The organism is Escherichia sp. E10V10, from assembly GCF_004211985.1.
In the GTDB taxonomy this organism is placed as follows: Bacteria; Pseudomonadota; Gammaproteobacteria; order Enterobacterales; family Enterobacteriaceae; genus Escherichia.
This window is the reverse complement of record NZ_RHJO01000046.1, coordinates 1-1,231: the sequence shown is the minus strand read 5'-3', so window position 1 is coordinate 1,231 and position 1,231 is coordinate 1. Positions and strand designations below refer to the sequence as shown.

1 protein-coding gene is annotated in these 1,231 nt (G+C 48.0%); it reads left to right on the top strand.

Annotation, left to right across the window (positions count from 1 at the left end; all coding sequences use genetic code 11):
- Positions 1 to 135: 135 nt before the first annotated feature.
- Positions 136 to 1,231 (top strand): IS3 family transposase gene (locus D9736_RS23060; RefSeq protein ID WP_130259253.1). Its coding sequence is split into 2 segments (ribosomal slippage), with 1,097 coding nucleotides annotated over them: positions 136 to 394 and positions 394 to 1,231; the frame shifts between segments, so codons are not numbered across the junction. This gene is flagged as partial in the annotation.

Genomic DNA, 1,231 nt, shown 5'->3' with positions numbered 1-1,231 from the left:
TGTATGAGTCACTACATACTGAAAATAACAAGCCAACTATTGATTCTTACAATGAGCTTAATTGTAGTGGCATAGTGAATTTGGCCACCTGAATAGAGGTGATATCATCACCTCATAGTCAAAACAGGTGACATTATGACCGGACGTAACAGACGCAATTTTAGCCCCGAGTTTCGCCTCGAGGCTGCCCAGCTTGTACTCGATCAGCATTACACCGTTGCCGCCGCTGCCACTGCGATGAATGTCGGCAAATCCACGATGGATAAATGGGTTCGACAACTGAAAGAAGAGCGAGCGGGAAAATCACCCATAGCTTCACCCATGACACCTGAGCAGATTGAAATACGTGAGTTGAAGAAAAGACTTCAACGCGTTGAAATGGAAAGGGATATATTAAAAAAGGCTACCGCGCTCTTGATGTCAGACTCCCTGAACAATTCTCATTAGTTGAGAAACTCAGGGCGCGGTTTCCTGTTGCCGTTGTGTGCAACGTGTTTGGGGTTCATCGCAGCAGTTATAAATACTGGCGGCAGCCCAGGAAGCCTGACGCCACGAAAGTGGCATTACTGAGCCTTGTGCGTGAAGTTTATCACGAAAGTAACGGTTCAGCAGGTGCGCGAAGCATTGCCGCAATGGTCACCACCAAAGGTATAAAACTGAGCCGCTGGCGGGCAACAAAGCTGATGAAAGCGCTCAATATTATCAGCTGTCAGCAACCTGGCCATCGTTATAAGAAGGCGTCTAAGGAACACATTGAGATCCCTAATTATCTGGATCGCCAGTTTGCTGTTACCGAGCCTAATCAGGCTTGGTGCGGTGATGTGACTTATATCTGGACGGGAAAACGCTGGGCTTATCTGGCTGTTGTACTCGATTTGTTTTCCCGTAAACCGGTTGGCTGGGCGATGTCATTTTTCCCTGATTCCGCACTGACAGGTAAAGCCCTGTCGATGGCCTGGGAAGCACGGGGGAAACCGGCTAATTTACTGTATCACTCGGATCAAGGCAGTCACTATACCAGCAGGAATTTCAGACAGTTACTGTGGAGATATCAGATAAAGCAAAGCCTGAGTCGCCGGGGAAATTGCTGGGATAACAGCCCAATGGAACGGTTCTTCAGAAGCCTGAAAACAGAGTGGGTACCGGATAATGGCTACGCGAATTTTAGCGAAGCCAGCACGGCAATAACGAATTACATCACAGGATATTACAGCCAGCTCAGACCTCATCA